Source organism: Pseudomonas sp. GL_093 (assembly GCF_057837605.1).
Genome location: NZ_CM174448.1, coordinates 1,068,391 through 1,084,146 on the forward strand (window position 1 = coordinate 1,068,391; position 15,756 = coordinate 1,084,146).

A 15,756-nucleotide genomic window follows, 5' to 3' on the forward strand; every position below is an offset into this window, starting at 1 on the left:
ATCAGATCTTTTGCTTTTAATGGACGATTGAGTTTGGCGGCAGGTGCCCTAATCGCTCAGTCAGGCGAATCCGCTGGATCGGGTCGTCACTGAGCAGCAGTGCATGCTCCAGGTCAAAGCGCTCGGCGTTCGGGCAATCCAGTCGTTGATAGAGGCTGGCCCGGGCCAAGTAGTCGGAGGCACTGGCGTTGCCCAGTTCCAGCACCCGTTCGGCGTCGATCAGGGCGCCGATGTAGTCATCGTGGGAAAGGTGTAACTGACGCAGGTTGCGCGACAGCCGCTGCAGCATTTGCACCGGCTCGGCGGTGAGCAAATGTTCGGCGCCAAGCTTCATGTTTGGGCCGTACTGGCGTTGCAGCAGTTCCCGGCAATCGTTGGGGTACAACCGACGCCCGCCACAAGGGTCGAGCAGGTGATCGGCGCCCGGTACCCGCAGCAGGAAATGCCCGGGGAAGTTGACGCCAACCATGGGGATTTCCAGACCTTTGGCCAGTTCCAGGGCAATCAATCCCAGACTCAGCGGCTGCCCGCGTCTGCGTTCCAGCACTTTATTGACCAGCGCGACTTGCGGACGCAATGGCGTGGAGTCGTCCTGAGCGAATCCCAGGTCATTCATACGCCGTAACAACGGCTGGGCCAACTCGCTGACCGGCAACATCGGCAAGCCGTAACTGACCCGTTGTTGCAGGCCCTTGAAATCTTGCAGCACCGCCTCGGGATTGACCTCACTGTCGTGTTCGGCGGCAATCCACAGCGCCGCCTCGAACAGCGCGGGCGGTGAACGTTGCAGACAGTCGAAAAAACGTTGGCGGGGGGTCATCAAAATCTCCGGGTAATGCCTCGTTTTAGCCCCGTCTCCGCCATTCGTCCAGTGCCGAACATAGGTGGTTGCAGGTTATGTCCGAAAGTCTGCATGGCGGCGGCGCTTATTCCGGTGCGCTTCTGCAATTTTCGGGCGCAAGCCTATACTGGCGACTACAAGAAGCAATTCGGGAGCCCTACGATGTTCGCTCTCATGCAAAGCACTCGCCTTGAATCGCTGCATCTGAGCGTCGACTCGGTCACCGGGTTGAAGGCGGTCATTGCCATTCATAACAGCCGTCTGGGGCCTGCCCTGGGCGGGTGTCGTTACCTTGCCTATCCCAGCGACGAATCAGCCGTCGAGGATGCGGTGCGCCTTGCCCAAGGCATGAGTTACAAGGCCGCGTTGGCCGGCCTGGCTCAGGGCGGCGGCGTTGCGGTGATTGTTCGCCCGGTTCATGTGGAAAACCGCGCCGCGCTATTCGAAGCCTTCGGGCGTTGCATCAATCAGCTCGACGGCCGCTACATCACCGCCATCGACAGTGGCACCTCCGTGGCGGACATGGATTGCATCGCCCAACAGACCCAGCACGTCACCAGCACCACCTCGGCGGGCGACCCTGCACCGCACGCGGCGATGGGCGTGTTCACCGGTATTCGTGCCACCGCCATGGCCCGGCTGGGCAGCGATAACCTCGAAGGCCTGCGAGTGGCGATTCAAGGGCTCGGCAACGTTGGCTATGCCCTCGCCGAACAGCTGCACGCCGCCGGTGCCGAGCTGCTTGTCAGTGACATCGATCACGGCAAAGTGCAATTGGCGATGGAGCAACTCGGCGCTCACCCGATCGCCAACGAAGCGCTGCTCAGCACCCCATGCGACATTCTCGCGCCCTGCGGCCTCGGTGGCGTGCTCAACAGCCACAGCGTGACGCAATTGCGCTGCGCAGCGGTGGCAGGTTCGGCGAACAACCAACTGACCCATCTGGAAGTCGCTGATCAACTGGAACGGCGGGGCATTCTGTATGCGCCGGATTACGTGATCAATTCCGGCGGGCTGATCTACGTTTCGCTCAAACACCGCGGCGAAGAGCTATCGACCATCACCGCGCACCTGTCGAAAATCAGCTCCCGGCTGACCGAAGTCTTCGCCCATGCCCAGGCGGAAAAACGCTCGCCGGCCCGAGTGGCTGACGAATTGGCGGAGAAAGTGCTGTACCGATGAAGGAGTGAGGGCCTATCCGGCAGACTTGCTCCCAAGGCCTGGCGCCACAAGCGTCAGGCTTGACTGACGCACGCTGACGCGGCGTGCCAGGAGCCCCTGTGATGCCTCACAAGGTTGAGCTGCCTTACACCCGATTTTTATCCCCTGACGGCCAATTGCTCGGCGATCTTCCTGCCTGGGCCGACGATTTCAATTTGCTGACGCGCCTTTATCGGCAGATGGTCCTGACCCGCCTTTTCGATCAGAAAGCCGTCGCCCTGCAACGCACCGGGCGCATCGGCACTTATGCGCCGACGTTGGGCCAGGAAGCCATTGGCGTCGCCGTCGGCAGCGTGATGCACGCCGAAGACGTGCTGATTCCGTATTACCGTGACACCGCCGTGCAGTTGATGCGTGGGGTGCGCATGGAAGAAATTCTCCTGTACTGGGGCGGCGACGAGCGCGGCAGCGACTTTGCCGAACCGGCGGCGGCCCAGGACTTTCCGATCTGTGTGCCGATTGCCACCCAGGCCTTGCATGCCTGCGGCGTTGCCAGTGCATTCAAAATCCGCGGCGAACATCGGGTTGCCGTCACCACCTGCGGCGACGGCGCCACCAGCAAGGGCGATTTCCTCGAAGCCCTCAACGTCGCCGGTGCCTGGCAGTTGCCGGTGGTGTTCGTGGTCAATAACAACCAATGGGCGATCTCGGTGCCGCGGCGAATTCAGTGCGGCGCCCCGACGCTGGCACAGAAAGCGATCGGTGCCGGGTTCCACGGTGAGCAGGTCGACGGCAATGACATGCTCGCGGTTTACGACCGAGTACAAGTGGCCCTCGAACGGGCGCGTCACGGTAAAGGCCCTGTGTTGCTGGAATGCCTGAGCTATCGCCTCGGCGACCACACCACCGCCGACGATGCCACACGCTACCGGCCGGCGGACGAGGTCAAGCAGGCCTGGCTGGAAGAGCCGGTCAAACGCCTGCAACGTTTCATGGTCGGCCAGGGCGTGTGGGACGAAGGCCGCGAACAGGCGCTGATCAGCGAATGCCAGGGCTTGGTGCAGCGTGCTGTGGATAACTTCGAAGCGGCGGGTATTCAGGCGCCCGAATCGGTCATGGATCACGTCTACGCCCAATGGCCGGCGTCCCTCGCCGGGCAGCGTGAAGAGTTGCTCGAACGGGCGGCGCGCCGCGCGGGAGATTCGAGCCATGAGTAACGGCAAAGTCACGTTGCTGGAGGCGGTGAATCTCGCGCTGCATCGGGCCATGAGCGAAGACGAGAACGTCATCGTCCTCGGTGAAGACGTTGGGGTGAACGGCGGCGTGTTTCGCGCCACCCAAGGGCTGCGCGACAGCTTTGGCTTCAAGCGAGTCATCGACTCGCCGCTGGCCGAAACCATGCTCGGCGGACTGGTGGTCGGCATGGCCGCTCAGGGCCTGAAACCGGTGGTGGAAATCCAGTTCATGGGTTTCATCTACGCCGCCATGGAACACCTGGTGTCCCACGCCAGCCGCATGCGCAACCGCACGCGCGGGCGGATCACCTGCCCGATGGTGATGCGTACGCCGATGGGCGCAGGGATTCGCGCGCCGGAACATCACAGCGAAAGCACTGAAGCATTGTTCGCGCACATTCCAGGTCTGCGGGTGGTGATTCCGTCATCGCCGGCACGGGCCTATGGCTTGTTGCTGGCGGCCATTGATGACCCGGACCCGGTGGTGTTTCTCGAGCCGACCCGGCTCTATCGCATGAACCCGCAAACGCTCGTGGATGACGGTAAACGCCTGCCGCTGGACAGCTGTTTCACCCTGCGCGAAGGCAGCGACATCACGCTGATCAGCTGGGGCGCCAGCGTGATGGAAACCCTGCAAGCTGCCACCGCTTTGGCCGAACGGGGTGTCTCGGCGGAAGTGATCGATGTCGCGAGTATCAAGCCGCTGGACCTCGACACGATGGAAGCCTCGGTGCGCAAGACCGGTCGTTGCGTGATCGTTCATGAAGCGCCGCGCTCCTGTGGCGTCGGCGCGGAAATCGCCGCGAGCCTCTATGAGCGGGTGTTGCTGGAATTGCAGGCACCGATTCAGCGAGTCACTGCGCCGGACATTCCACCGCCGCTGTATCGACTGGAATCGCTCTATATGCCCAACGTCGAGGACATTCTTCAGGCCTGCGACAACGTTCTGCACTTCGCCTGAACCCAAGGAGGCTGCGATGAAGTATTTCAAACTGCCGGATCTGGGCGAGGGTTTGCAGGAGGCGGAAATCGTCCGCTGGCACGTCGCGGTCGGCGATACCGTCAAGGCCGATCAACTGCTGGTGTCGGTAGAAACCGCCAAGGCGCTGGTGGATATCCCCGCCCCCTACGACGGCGTGGTGGCGAAACTCCACGGCGGCGAGGGCGACATTATTCACGTCGGTGAACCGCTGCTCGGTTACGAAGGCGAAGCGGACGCGGGCACCGTGGTCGGGCGACTCGAAGGAGGCGGCAGCAGTCAGGATGACTCGTTTTTCATCGGCGCTGCCCCCTCGACCCGAGAACACCTGGCGACTCGCGCCACGCCGGCCGTGCGGCAACTGGCTCGGCAACTCGGCGTGGAGTTGAGCGGGTTGACGGGCTCTGGTCACGAGGGGCTGATCACCCGCACGGATGTGGAAAACGCGGCTCAAACTGAACTGGATCGCTTCGGCGGCGAACGGTTGCGCGGTGTGCGGCGCAGCATGGCGCTGAACATGGCCCGGTCCCATGCCGAAGTCGTGCCCGTGACGATTTTCGGTGACGCCGACCTGCATCGCTGGGGTCAGGCGCGCGAACCGCTGATACGCCTGGCCAAGGCGATGGCGGCCGCGTGCGCCGTGGAGCCGGTACTCAATAGTGCCTTCGACGGCAAGAGCCTGTCGCTCAAACAACACGAACGGCTCGATCTGGGCATCGCCGTGGACACCCCGGACGGCTTGTTCGTGCCAGTGCTGCGCGATGTCGGTCACCGCACTCCGGCTGAGTTGAAGGAAGGCGTCATGCGATTAAGGGCCGACGTGCAGGCGCGATCGATTCCGCCCAAGGAAATGATGGGGGCGACCCTGACGTTGTCGAATTTCGGTACCTTGTTCGGTCGCTACGCCAACCCGGTGGTGGTGCCGCCGCAAGTGGCGATCCTCGCCGCTGGCGCGATCCGCGACGAGCCGGTGGCGGTCGATGGCGCAGTGGTGGTGCATCCAGTCCTGCCGCTGTCCCTGACTTTCGATCATCGCGTGGTGACGGGCGGCGAGGCGGCGCGTTTCTTCAAGGCGCTGGTCGAGGCGCTGGAGCAACCCGACGCTTAAGTTTTTCGCAGGCATGAAAAAGGCCCTGAGTCATTTGACTCAGGGCCTATTCAATTCGGGTGTTGCTTACTTGGCAGCCTTGGGCGCTTTAGCTGGCTTGGTCGGCTCAGCGACTTCAACAGGTGCAGGCGCCTCAACGGGGGCAGCCTTTTCAACGACTTCAGCCGGCGCATTGAGCAATTCGGACAACGCGTCCGGCTGGCTCTTGAACGCCTTGGCGAACACATCGCGGTTCTTCGCCATGTAGATCCCGGCTTCTTCCACTTGCTGCTCGGTCAGGGACGGAACGGCTTTTTGCAACACTTCAGCCAGCAATTCGGCCAGTTCGAGCATTTTGTCATGACGGTCAGCTTCGGCTTTATCCATGAACAAGCGCTCCAGATCTCGGCTGCTGCGGTATACCACTTCGACGGCCATTCACCACCTCACATGCCTTCACATTAAGTTGTCTTATTCGACTACTGTATTTATATACAGCGAAAAGGATAAGCGAATCCCTGCGCTTTGGGTAGTGGCTTTTTAATGTAGACCGAAATCAGGGTTTGTGAGATGCAGGTGCGACCAAACGCCACGGAGCGCGTTTTAGAGCACCTCGCCATCATGTGGCAGGCGCCTCTGGCCTTTTTTCTGCATGCAGAACAACCGTCACGTCAAACCCGCATCATCCGCTCGAACCGAGCTAAGGAAGAATCATCGTGAAAATCAACTGGGCCGAGAACCTGCGGCAGAACGTGCACCAACTGGCCGAGTCCCTGGGCAACCTGTTCGTCGAGACCTTCCACTACCTGGCGCTGTTCGCCATCGGTGCCGTCACCGCGTGGGCGGCGGTGATGGAGTTTTTGCAGATGATCGAGGCGGGGCACATCAAGATCGATGACATCTTGCTGCTGTTCATCTATCTGGAACTGGGGGCGATGGTCGGGATTTACTTCAAGACCAACCACATGCCGGTGCGTTTCCTGATCTATGTGGCGATCACTGCGCTGACGCGACTGCTGATCTCCAACGTCTCGCACCACAACCCGCCGGACATCGGCATCATCTACCTGTGCGGCGGGATTCTGCTGCTGGCGTTCTCGATTCTGGTGGTGCGTTACGCCTCGTCGCAATTCCCTTCGGTGAAGATCGAACACCCGCAACGCAAGATCGGTGCGGGTTCCGGTGAGCATCCCGAAGTGGAGAAGGGCGAGCTTTAAAGCCTCATGGCTGGCCGGCTGTGGCCCTTGACGCGTGGCGGCGGCAGGTTGTGATTGTCGCCGTCGGTCATGGCTTCGAGGATGGCCACGGCGCTGTGGCCCTGTTCGATGGCGATGCCGAATTGAATGCTTTGCACCAGGCGTTTGAGGCGCTGGGGGTCATTGCGTTGTTCGGCGCTGATCATCCGTTTGGCGACCACGTGACCGCTGTTGGACAGGGTCAGCATGATGCTGCCATCCAGGCCCTGAATGCTCAGGTTGATCTGATAATCCGCTGCAAAAGCATCGGTAATGAGCTGAAAAGGGTTGTCCATGATGCGTTACCGCCTGATTGAACGTGCAGTTGTTGACCTACCGTGATCGGGATTAGTTCGCAACACCAGACCACCGGCACGTCGCTCGCTGAGGTTTTCAAACGTCCTTTTGCCTCAGATAGGACGTAGCAAGGGCCATGCCGGGAAAACTGTCGAACAATGATCTCGGCAAAAAGAGGCGGGCGCCGCGATCCGTGTAGCAGCTGGCGAAGCCTGCGTTCGGCTGCGCAGCAGTCGTGAAATCAGGCGATGCGGTGCCTCAGTAGGACCGAGTCCTCAGGTTTGACGACTGCTGCGCAGCCGAACGCAGGCTTCGCCAGCTGCTACAGCCCGCCTTCTTTTTGCCTGCCCGTTTCAGGGCATGAATGAGTAGATGATCGCAGACAGTGCAATCAATCCGATCAGCACCACGAACACGTTCGAGGCCTGACCCGAGTACTGGCGCAAGGCCGGCACGCGGCGGATGGCGTACATCGGCATCAGGAACAGCAGGCACGCGATGATCGGCCCGCCGAGGGTTTCGATCATGCCGAGGATGCTCGGGTTGAACGTCGCCACGGCCCAGCAGCTGAGGATCATGAACAGCGCGGTGACGCGGTTCAGCCAACTGGCAGACATCACCCGGCCACGGCCGCGCAGGCTTTTCACGATCAGGCCCTGAAAGCCTTCGCTGGCGCCGATGTAATGGCCGAGGAACGACTTGGTGATCGCCACCAGCGCAATCAGCGGTGCGGCGTAAGCGATGACCGGCGTCTGGAAGTGGTTGGCCAGGTACGACAGGATCGAGATGTTCTGCGCCTTCGCCGCCGCCAAATCAGCCGGGGACAGGGCCAGCACGCAGCTGAAGCAGAAGAACATCACCGTCACCACCATCATTGCGTGGGCAATGGCGAGGATGCCGCTGCTCTTGCGTTCGGCCTGCTCGCCATAACGCTGTTTCTGGTCGACGGAGAAGGCGGAAATGATCGGCGAATGGTTGAACGAAAACACCATCACCGGGATCGCCAGCCACAGCGTTTTAAAGAACAGCGGCATGGCCATGCCTTCGCTGGCGGTAGCGAAGAATGCGCCGTTCCAGTTCGGGATCAGGCTCAAACCGAGCAGCAGCAACGCCGCGACAAACGGGTAAACCAGCACGCTCATGCATTTGACGATGACGCCCTGGCCGCAACGGACGATCGCCATCAGACCGAGGATCAGCACCAACGACAGAATCGCCCGCGGTGGCGGGGCGATGTGCAATTGATGCTCCATGAAGCTGCTCAAGGTGTTGGTCAGCGCGACGCTGTACACCAGCAGAATCGGGAAGATCGCAAAGAAATACAGCAGCGTGATCAGCTTGCCGGCGCCGATGCCGAAGTGTTCTTCCACCACTTCGGTGATGTCCCCGGAGCGCCCGGACAGCACGAAGCGGGTCAGGCCGCGGTGGGCGAAGAAGGTCATCGGGAAGGCTAGCACTGCCAGGATCAGCAGCGGCCAGAAACCGCCTACGCCGGCGTTGATCGGCAGGAACAGCGTGCCGGCACCGATGGCAGTGCCATAGAGGCCGAGCATCCAGGTGGTGTCGTGTTTACTCCAGCCCTTGTGGGTTATTTCGCTATCGCGTGTCAGGTCTACAGCAGGATTATCGGCAGCAGGTGTACGTACATCGGTCATCGTTTGGCCTCGTTATTGTTCTTGCTCGGGCTCACGTATTACGGGCGGTCAGGGAATGCTCCTCAGCATTCCACCCAGCTAACAGCCAGGCCGCCCCGTGAAGTCTCTTTGTATTTGTCGTGCATGTCGGCGCCGGTATCGCGCATGGTGCGGATCACCCGGTCCAGGGAAATGAAGTGTTTGCCGTCGCCGCGCAGGGCCATTTGCGTGGCGTTGATCGCCTTCACGGCGGCGATGGCATTGCGCTCGATGCACGGCACCTGCACCAGACCGCCGACCGGGTCGCAGGTCAGGCCGAGGTTGTGTTCCAAACCGATTTCGGCGGCGTTTTCCAGTTGCTCGGGCGTGGCGCCGAGTATGTCCGCCAGACCGGCAGCGGCCATGGCGCAGGCGGAGCCGACTTCGCCCTGACAGCCGACTTCGGCACCGGAGATAGACGCGTTTTTCTTGCAGAGAATGCCTACAGCCGCAGCGCCCAAAAAGAACGCCACCACGTCATCGTCCGACGCGTCCGGGTTGAATTTCATGTAGTAGTGCAGCACCGCCGGAATGATCCCCGCCGCGCCGTTGGTCGGCGCAGTGACCATGCGCCCGCCCGCTGCGTTTTCTTCGTTCACGGCGAGGGCAAACAGGTTCACCCACTCCATGGCTGATAGCGTGGAGGTGATGACATTCGGTTTGCCAATTTCCAACAGGCTGCGGTGCAGTTTCGCAGCACGACGCGGAACATTCAGACCGCCGGGCAGGATGCCTTCGTGACGCAGCCCCTGCTCGACGCATTCGCGCATCACCGACCAGATGTGCAGCAGGCCATTGCGGATTTCGGCTTCGCTGCGCCAGGCCAATTCGTTGGCCATCATTAACTCGGAAACGCGCAGACCGTGCAGGTTGCAGAGCTTGAGTAGTTCGGCGGCGCTGGAAAAATCGTACGGCAGCACCACATCGCTGGTGGGCGCGATGCCGGACTCGGCTTCGGCCGCTTCGATGATGAAACCACCGCCGATCGAGTAGTACGTTTGCTCCGACAATTCACCGGTTTCGCCAAAGGCTGTCAGGGACATGGCGTTGGGGTGGTAGGGCAGGCTCTCGTCGAGCAGCAGGAGATCGCGTTGCCAGTTGAAGGCGATGGTCGATTTGCCGGCAAGGGACAGTTCACCGGTTTCGCGCAGGGTCTGGATTCGGTTGTCGATGCTGGTCGGATCGATGCTGTCCGGCCATTCGCCCATCAGGCCCATGACACAGGCGCGATCGGTGGCGTGACCGACGCCGGTCGCCGACAGCGAGCCATAAAGTCGGATTTCTACACGCCGTACGTCGGCCAGCAATTGTTGGTCAATCAGGGCTTGGGCGAAAGTCGCAGCGGCGCGCATCGGGCCGACGGTATGGGAACTGGACGGACCGATGCCGACTTTGAAGAGATCGAAAACACTGATAGCCATGCTAAAGCCTATACAAGCAATGGAAGAGAAATCGCTGCCATTTTTGTAGGACAAGCGCAATGTCGGCGATACTGCCTACCTCGGTCCTACGTGACCAACGAAACTTCCTAAGACAGCCTTTAGCAGGACTAAACAATGAGTCGCCAATTGCACGCCCAGACTTACGTCTGGCTGCACGTGTTTTCCTGTGCCGCGCGGCACTTGTCGTTCACCCGATGCGCCGAAGAACTGCACATCACGCCGGGTGCGGTCAGTCAGCAAATCCGACAGCTGGAAGAGCGGTTGGGGTTTCGCCTGTTTCATCGTCGCGCTCGCGGCGTGGAATTGAGCGCCGAAGGCCAGCGACTGGCCATTACGGTCAACGAGGCATACGGCAGCATCGATGCGGAGTTGCGACGACTGGACGCCGGAATGATCAGCGGGATTTTGCGGGTGCGCTCGATTCCATCGTTCCTGAGCAAGTGGTTGACCCCAAGGTTGCCGCGTTTGCAGCAGCGCTTTCCGGACATTCAATTACGGCTGGTGGCCGAGGACAGCAGCGTGCCATTGCACGAAGGCGACTTCGACCTGGCCATCGACCTGAATGACGGCAGCTATCCCGGTTTGTTATCCACAACCTTGCTCGACGAACAGATATTCCCGGTCTGTTCCCCAAGCCTGCTGCGCGGCCGGCCGCCGCTACATGGTCCGGCGGACCTGATGCATTTCCCGTTGCTGCACGACATCACCGCCTGGCGCGGCAGTTACGAGTACGCGGAATGGGAGTTCTACCTCAACGCCATCGGCTTCGAAGGTGCGGACGTGCGGCGCGGGCACACCTTCAATCGCAATCACCTGACCATCGAAGCGGCGATTGCCGGAATGGGCGTGGCGATTGCGCGGCGAACGTTGCTCAATGATGAGCTGGAGCGAGGGACGTTGATCGTGCCGTTTGGCCTGGCGGTGCCGAATCACAAGCGTTACGTGCTGCTCTATGCGCCAGGTGCGCTGAGCCATCCGGGCGTGCGCGCGGTGCATGACTGGCTGGTGGAGGAGGCGGGGATATTTCGAAGCCTGCATCCGCTGGCTGAGCGGCAGATGTGAGCAATTGTGACAAAAGAGTCAGGCGACCCAACTCCCGACCTTAACAGCGCTTTTGCTCCTTGTCCGGCTTTTTTGCGTATGAAAATTTATCTTTTTTTAGGGGTTGAATTGTTCTGCGAGCAGACCGATTGTGTAAGTAAGAGGTCACGGTGATGACGCCCAAGGGCCAGCCGAAGGGCCTCTCGCGAGCTAGCTGAAATAAGGGATGAACTATGCAAATCCAAGTCAACAGCGATAACCATATTCAAAGCAGCATCCGACTGGAGGAGTGGGTACGTACTACCATTGAGAGCACGCTCGAACGTTATGAAGAGGACCTGACACGCGTCGAGGTTCATCTGCGGGACGAGAACGGCGACAAGCCCGGTCCCCATGACATGCGCTGTCAGTTAGAAGCGCGGCCAAAAGGCCATCAACCGATTTCTGTAACCCATAAAGCCGACTCCCTGGAACTGGCGATCGACGGGGCGGCCGAAAAACTCGAACATGCGCTTGAGCACCTGTTCGGCAAACTGCGGGGCAAACCACGTGCCGCTGTGGTGCCGTTCGAGAGAGTCGCAGCCGATGCGCTGCTGGAAGACGAGTTTCTCGAGAACGAACAGGCCGCGCAAAACGGTTGAAGCCTGATTTGATTTTTACCTTTCCACTACTGAAAACGGGCCTGCTTATGCAGGCCCGTTCTTGTTTGTGCTGACTGAACGATCATTTGGACTGCCGTAACAACGATCCCGTCGGATCTCTTTTGCACATGAGAATATTTATCATTAATATTGCGACCTTGTTGGTCCCGTGACGTTCACGAGGCCTCACCCGTTTCAAGGTCGAAACATGAAAGGCAAAATCACCGCGCTCCCCGTTTCCTACCGACTGGCCGTCACTTCCCGAGTGCTGGCCGCCGTGCTTGGGGGGTACCTCGTCGCGGCATTGGCCAGTGTCAGCCTGACGATGTGGCTGCCCATGGCTCGCGGCGAAGCGGTGGTCACCGGGATGATGACCTCGTTTCTGGTCTATCTGGTCGCCGTACTCTGGTGCTTTGCCTGTCGCAGTGCGTGGCAAGCCTGGTTTGGATTGATCGTGCCGAGCGTGATTTTGGCGGCGGTGGCGGGGCTGGCCTACTGGATGGGCCACGCATGAAAGAGGGCTTTCGACAGGCCATGGCCTGGCTGCACACCTGGGCCGGGTTGATCTTCGGCTGGCTGCTGTTCGCGATTTTCCTGACCGGCACGCTCGCCTATTTCAAGGATGAGATCAGCCACTGGATGCAGCCGGAAATTCCCGCCCGTGCGGTGTCCTCCGAAGCCAGTCTGACCCTGGCCCAGCTCTACCTTGAGCAGCACGCTGCCGGCGCCTCGCGATGGCTCATCGATTTGCCGGATGCTCGCGAACCCGGGCTGTCGGTGAGGTGGCAGCAAGCACCGGCCAAGCCCGGCACGCGCGGTCAATTCACCGAAAAACTCCTCGATCCGCAAACTGGCGCAGAAGTGCAGGGCCGGGACACACGCGGTGGCGAATTCTTTTACCGCTTCCACTTTCAGCTGCAGATGCCCTATCCGTGGGGGCGCTGGCTGTCGACGATCGCAGCGATGGTGATGTTCGTCGCGCTGATCAGCGGGATCATCACCCACAAGAAAATCTTCAAGGACTTCTTCACCTTCCGCCCGCGCAAGGGCCAGCGCTCCTGGCTCGACGGGCACAACGCGGTGGGCGTTCTGGTGTTGCCGTTTCATTTGATGATCACTTACAGCAGCTTGGTGATTTTCATGTCGATGGTGATGCCGGCGAGCATCGTCGCCTCTTATGGCAGTGACTTCGATACGTTTTACGATGAGGTGTTTCCTGCTTCCAGTGTCCCCGAACTTGCCGGTGAGCCGGGCCAGTTGGCACCGTTGGCACCGCTGCTGGAACGGGCCAGCGAGCAATGGTCGGGCGGGCGTGCGGGGCGGCTGACGGTGAACAATCCGGGCGATGCGAATGCCTCGGTCATTCTTGCGCGTGACGGCGCCGACCGAGTGGTCCACGACTTTGGCAGCGCGGTGACATTCAACGGCGTGACCGGGGAGCTACTCAGCGCAACGCCGAAGCAAGCGCTGCCCATGGCGATTGCCGGCAGTTTCTATGGCTTGCACATGGGCCATTTTGCCGGACCGGTGTTGCGCTGGCTGTACTTCATTTGTGGTTTGGCGGGCACTGCGATGATCGGTACCGGGCTGGTGATCTGGCTCGGCAAGCGTCAGCTAAAACATGCGAAGAGCGGTGTGATGCCGTTTGAATTGCGACTGGTGGAAGTCCTGAACATCGCCAGCATGTCGGGGTTGATGGTCGCAGTGGCGGCGTTCTTCTGGGCCAATCGATTGTTGCCGGTCGGGATGGCCGGGCGGGCGGATTGGGAAGTGAACAGCTTCTTCATCGTCTGGGGCTTGAGTGTGTTGCACGCCAGGGTCCGCCGTGGTCGCGCAGCCTGGGTCGAGCAGTTGGCGCTGGCGGCGTTGCTGTTCTGTGCGGTGCCGCTGCTGAACGCGCTGACCACGCCTGATCACTTGGGCGTCACCCTGATGCAGGGCGATTGGGCCATGGCCGGTTTCGATCTGACATGCCTGGGCAGTGGGCTGTTTTTCGCGTGGGCTGCGTGGAAAATGCAGCGCGCGGGGCAGGCCAGAATCGTCACCCGACCGCGGGCGAAATCGATAATGCTTGAGCAAGAGGCGCACTGAATGTTCCTGGCCTTGTTGCTGTGCTACGGCGGTTTCACCGCGCTGTGTTTATCGATGGATCGGCATCACGCCGAATTGTTGGGACGCAAGCCCTCGGCCCGTCGCCGCCAGGGGATGAAACTCAGTGGCTGGCTGTTGCTGGCGTTATCGTTGTGGGCCGCGGTGTCGTCGACGGGGTGGGGGCTTGGATTGGTGGAGTGGTTTGCGGTGTTGATGCTTAGCGCTCTGGTGCTGGTGTGGTTGATGCCATATCGCCCGCGCCTGGCCTTGGCGTTGGCCGGGTTGAGCGTGCTCGCCAGTCCCGTTGCCGCGTTTGCGCAGGGCTGACCTGATGATCACCAGCCCCCCGGAATCCCATGACGACGAACATCGCGGTGCGCGTGCGCATTTCCTGCAGGTGTTCCTTTCCCAGCGTTCGCAAATGGAAGCGCTGGTGAGCCGTCGTGTCGGGTGTCGGGCGACGGCCGCGGATCTGGTGCAGGACTTGTTCCTGCGTTTCTGGCGTCGGCCACTGGTGCAGGTTGAAGAGCTCAGCACTTACCTGTTGCGCTGCGCCGGCAACATCGCCATCGACCATTTGCGCAGCGAAGGCACCCGGGTGCGGGTTAACGAGGGGTGGATGCCGGATCAACCCGACAGTCACGGCAGCGAACCGCAAGCGGCGTTGGAGGCGGGCAATGACTTGCGTCACGTCGAGGCGGCGTTGCGCGCGCTGCCTGAGCGCACGCGGCAGATCTTTTTGCTCAACCGTATTCACGGGCGCAAATACGCCGAAATCGCCAAGGCCATGGGTTTGTCCCAAAGCGCCGTGGAAAAACATATGATGCGCGCCCTCGAGGCTTGCAAGGCCAGCCTGCGGGAACCCGAACCGCGCACGCCAGGGAAAGCACCGTGAACAACACCGAACGCGTCACCCCGACGCCTGCTCAGGAACAGGCGGCCTTCGCCTGGCTGAGTCTGTTGCATGATCAGCCCAGCAGCGGCGATCAGGCCACCTTCAGCCATTGGCTACAGGCCGACCCGGCCCATGCCGAGGCTTACGCCCAGGCGCAAGTGGTGTGGGAGTTGACCGAAACACCGGCCCGAACGTTGGCCGATGAAGACGCGTTTGCCTTGCAGGGTTACCTCAACGCCATGAATCGCTCGCGCCGTACCAGCGTTCGGCGTTGGTCCGGTGCGTTGGCGATGGCCGCGTGCATGGTGCTGATGATCGGCTTCGGTGCCGGCTGGCAACCGTCGCGCTGGGTCGATGATCTGGGCGCGGACTATGTGTCTGCACCGGGGGAAATTCGCACCGTCACGTTGGCGGATCAGTCACAAGTCACCTTGGACGCCGACAGTGCAATCGCCGTGGATTTCAGTCGTGGCGAGCGGCACGTTCAGCTGCGGCGCGGCGCTGGATTTTTCAGCGTGACCCACACCGGCGATCCGTTTGTGGTGGACGCTGAGAAGGGCCAGGCGCGGGTGCTGGGGACTCAGTTCGAAGTGCGTCTGCAACCGCACGGCGCGCAGGTCACCGTGTTGTCCGGGCGGGTTGGTGTGACGGCGGACAAAAACGCCGCGCAGCAAATCCTGACGGCTGGCCAGCAAGTGGCTTATGGCGATGGCTTGGCGGAAAAACTCCACAGCGTCGACAGCGAAGCGCAATTGGCGTGGCGTCAGGGATGGCTCAATTACTACAAGGCGACACTCGCCGACGTGGTGCAAGACCTTGGGCGTTATTACCCGGGACGGATTGTGCTGCTCAACGATGAACTGGCGGCGCGGCGGGTCAGTGGCAGCTTTCCGAGCAAGGACCCGCAGGCGGTGTTGAGTTCGTTGCAAGGGGTGTTGGGGTTTGAGCAGCACAAGGTTTTGGGGCATCTGATTATTTTGCGTTGAGGCAGATGTCCTCTTCGCGAGCAGGCTCGCTCCCACATTTGAAATGCATTCCCCTGTGGGAGCGAGCCTGCTCGCGAACGCGTCAGATCAAACACCGCATGACCCGAATAAAAATATTTTCAACTTTCTGGTGAGGTAAATACCGACGCCAT

16 protein-coding genes and 1 pseudogene are annotated in these 15,756 nt (G+C 60.8%); 12 read left to right on the forward strand and 5 right to left on the reverse strand.

The annotated features are described in order from the left end of the window. Positions 1 to 16: 16 nt before the first annotated feature. Positions 17 to 820 carry a SirB1 family protein gene (locus AC3IUE_RS04700; RefSeq protein WP_489265848.1) on the reverse strand — a complete coding sequence of 268 codons (804 nt, stop codon included), beginning with the start codon at positions 818 to 820 and terminating at the stop codon, positions 17 to 19. Positions 821 to 1,003: 183 nt separating this feature from the next. Between AC3IUE_RS04700 and AC3IUE_RS04705 the strand changes: the two genes are divergently transcribed. The 4 genes from AC3IUE_RS04705 to AC3IUE_RS04720 all read left to right on the forward strand — a co-directional run bounded on the left by AC3IUE_RS04705 (position 1,004) and on the right by AC3IUE_RS04720 (position 5,324). Beyond that, entirely contained in the window at positions 1,004 to 2,023 is a 1,020-nt protein-coding gene (locus AC3IUE_RS04705) for a Glu/Leu/Phe/Val dehydrogenase family protein (RefSeq protein ID WP_046045910.1), read from the forward strand. A gap of 101 nt (positions 2,024 to 2,124) precedes the next feature. Continuing rightward, complete coding sequence (pdhA, locus tag AC3IUE_RS04710; protein WP_489265850.1) at positions 2,125 to 3,219, forward strand: pyruvate dehydrogenase (acetyl-transferring) E1 component subunit alpha; 1,095 nt, start codon at positions 2,125 to 2,127, stop codon at positions 3,217 to 3,219. After that, complete coding sequence (locus AC3IUE_RS04715) at positions 3,212 to 4,198, forward strand: alpha-ketoacid dehydrogenase subunit beta (RefSeq protein WP_489265852.1); 987 nt, start codon at positions 3,212 to 3,214, stop codon at positions 4,196 to 4,198. The genes pdhA and AC3IUE_RS04715 overlap by 8 nt, the downstream gene beginning before the upstream one ends. Before the next feature lie 16 nt (positions 4,199 to 4,214). Next, the gene (locus tag AC3IUE_RS04720; RefSeq protein WP_489265854.1) at positions 4,215 to 5,324 is read left to right on the forward strand and encodes a dihydrolipoamide acetyltransferase family protein; all 1,110 of its coding nucleotides are present in this window, start codon (positions 4,215 to 4,217) and stop codon (positions 5,322 to 5,324) included. A 162-nt stretch (positions 5,325 to 5,486) separates the two neighbouring features. Here the strand turns inward: AC3IUE_RS04720 and AC3IUE_RS04725 are convergent. Further along, positions 5,487 to 5,741 (reverse strand): annotated as a pseudogene (locus tag AC3IUE_RS04725) (YebG family protein); the annotation flags it as partial. A gap of 278 nt (positions 5,742 to 6,019) precedes the next feature. On the opposite strand from AC3IUE_RS04725, the gene AC3IUE_RS04730 reads away from it, so the two are divergent. Then, positions 6,020 to 6,520 carry a phosphate-starvation-inducible protein PsiE gene (locus AC3IUE_RS04730; protein ID WP_008150634.1) on the forward strand — a complete coding sequence of 167 codons (501 nt, stop codon included), beginning with the start codon at positions 6,020 to 6,022 and terminating at the stop codon, positions 6,518 to 6,520. Here the strand turns inward: AC3IUE_RS04730 and AC3IUE_RS04735 are convergent. The 3 genes from AC3IUE_RS04735 to AC3IUE_RS04745 form a co-directional block, all read right to left on the reverse strand. Next, the gene (locus AC3IUE_RS04735) at positions 6,517 to 6,834 is read right to left on the reverse strand and encodes a DUF3509 domain-containing protein (RefSeq protein WP_008150633.1); all 318 of its coding nucleotides are present in this window, start codon (positions 6,832 to 6,834) and stop codon (positions 6,517 to 6,519) included. The two genes, AC3IUE_RS04730 and AC3IUE_RS04735, sit on opposite strands and share 4 nt — an antisense overlap. Before the next feature lie 354 nt (positions 6,835 to 7,188). Beyond that, positions 7,189 to 8,490 (reverse strand): serine/threonine transporter, encoded by a 1,302-nt coding sequence (locus AC3IUE_RS04740; protein ID WP_056743050.1) that lies wholly within the window; start codon positions 8,488 to 8,490, stop codon positions 7,189 to 7,191. Positions 8,491 to 8,552: 62 nt separating this feature from the next. Next, the gene (locus AC3IUE_RS04745; RefSeq protein ID WP_489265857.1) at positions 8,553 to 9,929 is read right to left on the reverse strand and encodes an L-serine ammonia-lyase; all 1,377 of its coding nucleotides are present in this window, start codon (positions 9,927 to 9,929) and stop codon (positions 8,553 to 8,555) included. A gap of 135 nt (positions 9,930 to 10,064) precedes the next feature. Between AC3IUE_RS04745 and AC3IUE_RS04750 the strand changes: the two genes are divergently transcribed. The 7 genes from AC3IUE_RS04750 to AC3IUE_RS04780 all read left to right on the forward strand — a co-directional run bounded on the left by AC3IUE_RS04750 (position 10,065) and on the right by AC3IUE_RS04780 (position 15,604). After that, positions 10,065 to 11,012 carry a LysR substrate-binding domain-containing protein gene (locus tag AC3IUE_RS04750; RefSeq protein ID WP_223429822.1) on the forward strand — a complete coding sequence of 316 codons (948 nt, stop codon included), beginning with the start codon at positions 10,065 to 10,067 and terminating at the stop codon, positions 11,010 to 11,012. Between the two features lie 212 nt (positions 11,013 to 11,224). Beyond that, a complete protein-coding gene (locus AC3IUE_RS04755) occupies positions 11,225 to 11,632 on the forward strand; it encodes an HPF/RaiA family ribosome-associated protein (protein ID WP_074873857.1) in 408 nt (135 codons plus the stop codon). A gap of 208 nt (positions 11,633 to 11,840) precedes the next feature. Then, positions 11,841 to 12,146 carry a DUF3649 domain-containing protein gene (locus AC3IUE_RS04760; RefSeq protein WP_489265860.1) on the forward strand — a complete coding sequence of 102 codons (306 nt, stop codon included), beginning with the start codon at positions 11,841 to 11,843 and terminating at the stop codon, positions 12,144 to 12,146. Next, a complete protein-coding gene (locus tag AC3IUE_RS04765) occupies positions 12,143 to 13,723 on the forward strand; it encodes a PepSY-associated TM helix domain-containing protein (protein WP_489265862.1) in 1,581 nt (526 codons plus the stop codon). Before AC3IUE_RS04760 ends, AC3IUE_RS04765 begins: the two co-directional genes overlap by 4 nt. Then, complete coding sequence (locus AC3IUE_RS04770; protein ID WP_056743059.1) at positions 13,724 to 14,050, forward strand: DUF3325 domain-containing protein; 327 nt, start codon at positions 13,724 to 13,726, stop codon at positions 14,048 to 14,050. It begins immediately after the preceding gene. A gap of 4 nt (positions 14,051 to 14,054) precedes the next feature. Next, entirely contained in the window at positions 14,055 to 14,618 is a 564-nt protein-coding gene (locus AC3IUE_RS04775; protein WP_095129391.1) for an RNA polymerase sigma factor, read from the forward strand. Further along, on the forward strand, positions 14,615 to 15,604 hold the full coding sequence (locus tag AC3IUE_RS04780; RefSeq protein ID WP_489265865.1) for a FecR family protein: 990 nt from the start codon (positions 14,615 to 14,617) through the stop codon (positions 15,602 to 15,604). Before AC3IUE_RS04775 ends, AC3IUE_RS04780 begins: the two co-directional genes overlap by 4 nt. The last annotated feature ends 152 nt before the right edge of the window (positions 15,605 to 15,756 follow it).